This window comes from Microcystis sp. M109S1 (genome assembly GCF_020247025.1).
Classification (GTDB): Bacteria; Cyanobacteriota; Cyanobacteriia; order Cyanobacteriales; family Microcystaceae; genus Microcystis.
In genome coordinates, this window is the sequence record NZ_JADBRW010000365.1 from 1 (window position 1) to 3845 (window position 3845).

Below are 3845 nucleotides of genomic sequence, written 5' to 3' on the forward strand. Positions count from 1 at the left end.
AAATGCCAAAGACATTAAAAAAATCATTCCAAAAAGATTGAGATTCTGCCTTTTCTGAAGTCTCTCCTTGCCACTCTTTTTGAAAAGCGATTGCGCGATTTTTAATTTCATTCCAACTTAAAGGCATAGTTTTAATTCCTTATCTTTCGCCGGTTTGCTCAAAGATGGTAGAAAATGATGTAGGGAGCCATAGGCAGTCAGCAAGGGATACAGATAGTTTCCATTTTAGGTGATTTTTTGGTAAACTACAAGGGAAGCTAGAAATTAGCAACGCCTTGAGAATTGTATTCGCTTAGTTACCAATCTAGTTATTGACTCGAACGAACAACTTATCGCTATGTCCAAGACTCTCTACGAACAAGATTTTCAATTGTGGCTCGCAACAACAATTAATCACTTACAGAAGCGGGAATTTGCTGCGCTGGATACTGATAACTTAATTGAGGAGTTAACCGAGTTGGGAAAATCGGAAAAAAGAAGTTTAGAAAGTAATTTGATGATTCTTTTGGCTCACTTGCTCAAATTAAAAGTACAGCACGACGCACCGCCATCAATGAAGGATAGCTGGTATTGTTCTATTATTGAGCATCGTCAGCGCATTCAGAAAAACTTACGCGATACTCCTTCCCTTAAATCCTATCTAGAAACTGCTATCGAGGAAGCTTATCCAGATGCTCGTCAAGTGGCAATTAAGGAAGGGAAACTCGCTCAATTTGGTGTTCGGATTCCCCCAGAAAATGATTATCCTCAAATTTGTCCTTTCTTGCCAGAGCAAATCTTAGATGAGAACTTCTATGGCAATTGACTAGAGGAAATAGTTAAGAAAAAAGTTAATTTTTAATATTTTATGACTCGACTAACTCCAATCCAAATTGAGAAAAACACTCTAATTTACATAGAGTCCACCGATAACCTAGAAATTCCTGCCAAGACATTAAGAACGGAGGGAAGAATTGCTAAAGGGGTAATTTCTATACCAGATAATCTAAAATCATCACAATAATTATTTAAAAAAGTGGAACCTACAGAAGAACAGTATCTTGTCTTAAATGCTCTTGAAACTTTGGGACTCCTGCTCTTTAGAGTCTATGATGAAGATAATGGAGCTTGGCTAATCATTACTTCCAGTCTAACATTGCCCAGATCATACTTATTGCCTAATGGCGAAATTGTTCCCCTAGAATGGATGCTTTAACCATGAAAAAACCGACAGAACTTCAACAGCAAAAATACGAAAGAATTGGCGAAATTGCAGCCAAAGGAAGACAGCGTTATCTAGAAGCAGGAGGCGACCAAAAAATCTGCCCTAGCGGAAGAAAAGGAAATGATTATTTAACCGATGAAGAACGTAAAGAAATTTTACAATTAGCCCGTCAGGTTTTTGGCGTTCAGATTAAAGATGGCCAAGTTTACTGTCAAGGACGGACTTGGAAAATATCCGATAAAAAAGTCTCAAAAGATACCGAAAAATAAACTAAATATTGCTAGTGTAGAACGTAGGTTGGGTTGAAGCATGAAACCCAACGCCCGCATGGGTTACGCTACTTACTAAATCCGTTGAGTATAGGTAACATATCAGGAGAGACAAAAGGCAAAATGCGCGGGCAGCTTAGAACTTACCTGAATAAAAGCCCCCAGAAAACATCACTTTCTAGGGGTTTAATTACAATTGACGGAAAACAAACTTATAGGGAGGTTAACCTCCAGCTACCGCAGGAACGATACTGACTTCATCGCCATCTTCTAAGGGGGTTTTTGTCCCATCGAGGAAGCGAATATCTTCACTGTTGACGTAGAAATTTAAAAAGCGCCGGGGTGTACCATCTTCAAGGCATAAGCGGGCTTTAATACCGGGGAAACTTGCTTCTAAGGATTCAATTAAATCACCGACACTACTAGCACTACACTCGATGGTAGCGTTATTTTCTGTAAATTTTTGCAGGGGAGTGGGAATGAGAACTTTTACGGCCATAGATATCAAGGAAAAAGTGGAAAGGACGGTAGCTATCATCTAACGGGGGAGATAATTATCAATCTCCCGTTACCAATTCTAGACGAGAACCTGTTGCCATTCGAGGCGTTCCAGGGTGCGGGAACGTTCCAGGGCCCGTTCAAAGCTTTCTAGTTTCGGTTCAATTAATAGGGGTTCACCGATATAACCCTGCACCGCTTCTTGGGTTTTTAGACCATTACCGGTAATATAAACGACCGTGGTTTCTTCGGGGTCGATTTTACCCGCTTCTACTAATTTTTTCAAGACAGCGATAGTCGTACCGCCCGCGGTTTCCGTGAAAATGCCTTCCGTTTCTGCCAAAAGTTTAATACCTTCGATAATTTCGGCATCGGTAACGGATTCAATATTGCCGCCGGTTTTACGGGCAATATCCAGGGCATAAACACCATCGGCGGGATTACCAATAGCGATCGATTTGGCGATAGTATTGGGTTTAACTGGGGCGACAAAATCCCGTCCTTCCTTGAAAGCTTGGGCAATGGGGGAACAACCCTCCGCTTGAGCGCCACTAAAACGCACTGCTTTATCTGCCACCAAACCGACTTTAATGAATTCTTGGAAGCCTTTATAAATCTTGGTAAAGAGGGAACCACTGGCTAAAGGTGCGACAATATGATCGGGGAGTTTCCAGCCTAATTGTTCGGCCACTTCAAAGCCTAAAGTTTTGGAACCTTCGGAATAGTAGGGACGCAGATTGATGTTGACAAAACCCCAACCGTAGGTATTGCCCACTTCTGAACAGAGACGGTTAACTTGATCGTAATTGCCTTTAACTGCCATTACCGTGGGATTATAGATTAGGGTTCCGAGAATTTTACCCGCTTCTAAATCGGAGGGAATGAAAACACAACAGTCTAAACCAGCGTGAGCGGCAATAGCGGCGGTGGAATTGGCGAGATTTCCCGTACTAGCACAGGAAACGGTGGTAAAACCTAATTCTTTGGCCCTGGTAAGGGCGACGGATACCACTCTATCTTTGAAGCTGAGAGTGGGCATATTGACGGCATCATTTTTAATGTAGAGATTTTTTAGACCCAAGCGCCGGGCTAAACGGTGGGATTTAACTAGGGGAGTCATACCCGTACCCACATCGATAGGATTTTCACTTTCCACCGGCAAAAAGGAACGATAGCGCCAGATGGAATTGGGACCTGCTTGAATGCTTTCTCTGGTGACGGTGCGACGGATGAGGTCGTAATCGTAATCCACTTCCAGAGGTGCAAAGGTTTCTTCGCAGATATTCAGCGCTTTCAGGGGGTAGGAAGTCCCTCCTTCCTTAGAAACCAAGCGGGTAAAGGTGGGGATGAATTTTGAGGTTTCGATGTTTGTCGCTAGGGTCATGATTTTCCTGTCTTGCCGTCAACTGAATCTACAAGCATCCTATCACCCCCAAAATCTTGGTGTCAAATATACCCGACTATTTTTGTCGGGTATAAATTTATACAAAAGCTAGGGGATAATCTGGGGAGCAGCAACGGTTAAGGGGAGATGGTTGGGCTGCCGTGTCAGGAAACTTCGGGGTAGTTTCAGGTCAAAAAAAGAACTAGGGTTTGCTGAAAAAGTTTGTTGGTGGGGTTAGGAGTCAGTAGCCGGTCGTCAGTAGCCGGTCGTCGGGAGTTTCAGGCTTTGTTGCCCTCTCTTTTTTGTACTAACTTATGTACTACAATAAGGATAATGCCAGGTTTTTGATGGTCCCAATCCGATTTTCGCAGCATGAACATCGGATTTTAACAGGTCAAAAGCCGTATTTTAAAAGGGTTTTACCATTATTCAGCAAGCCCTAAATAGCTTAAACAGGGGGCGATTAACTGCGGTTGCCAGAAAGTTTCTC

6 protein-coding genes are annotated in these 3845 nt (G+C 42.6%); 3 read left to right on the top strand and 3 right to left on the bottom strand.

Translation table 11 applies throughout. From position 1 onward, the window contains the following. On the bottom strand, positions 1 to 127 hold a 127-nt coding region (locus IM322_RS23480; RefSeq protein WP_353737529.1), incomplete at its 3' end, for a type IIL restriction-modification enzyme MmeI. A gap of 210 nt (positions 128 to 337) precedes the next feature. Here IM322_RS23480 and IM322_RS17945 point away from each other — a divergent pair. The 3 genes from IM322_RS17945 to IM322_RS17955 all read left to right on the top strand — a co-directional run bounded on the left by IM322_RS17945 (position 338) and on the right by IM322_RS17955 (position 1473). Continuing rightward, complete coding sequence (locus IM322_RS17945) at positions 338 to 805, top strand: DUF29 domain-containing protein (RefSeq protein ID WP_287675970.1); 468 nt, start codon at positions 338 to 340, stop codon at positions 803 to 805. Between the two features lie 210 nt (positions 806 to 1015). After that, on the top strand, positions 1016 to 1195 hold the full coding sequence (locus IM322_RS17950; RefSeq protein ID WP_061431120.1) for a hypothetical protein: 180 nt from the start codon (positions 1016 to 1018) through the stop codon (positions 1193 to 1195). A gap of 2 nt (positions 1196 to 1197) precedes the next feature. After that, a complete protein-coding gene (locus tag IM322_RS17955) occupies positions 1198 to 1473 on the top strand; it encodes a hypothetical protein (RefSeq protein ID WP_061431405.1) in 276 nt (91 codons plus the stop codon). 223 nt (positions 1474 to 1696) lie between these two features. Here the strand turns inward: IM322_RS17955 and IM322_RS17960 are convergent, their stop codons facing one another. Next, positions 1697 to 1972: a MoaD/ThiS family protein gene (locus IM322_RS17960; protein ID WP_286825021.1), complete on the bottom strand. Its 276-nt coding sequence runs from the start codon at positions 1970 to 1972 to the stop codon at positions 1697 to 1699. Between the two features lie 78 nt (positions 1973 to 2050). After that, positions 2051 to 3355, bottom strand: a complete 1305-nt coding sequence (gene thrC, locus IM322_RS17965; protein WP_193961737.1) for a threonine synthase — start codon at positions 3353 to 3355, stop codon at positions 2051 to 2053. Between the last annotated feature and the right edge of the window lie 490 nt (positions 3356 to 3845).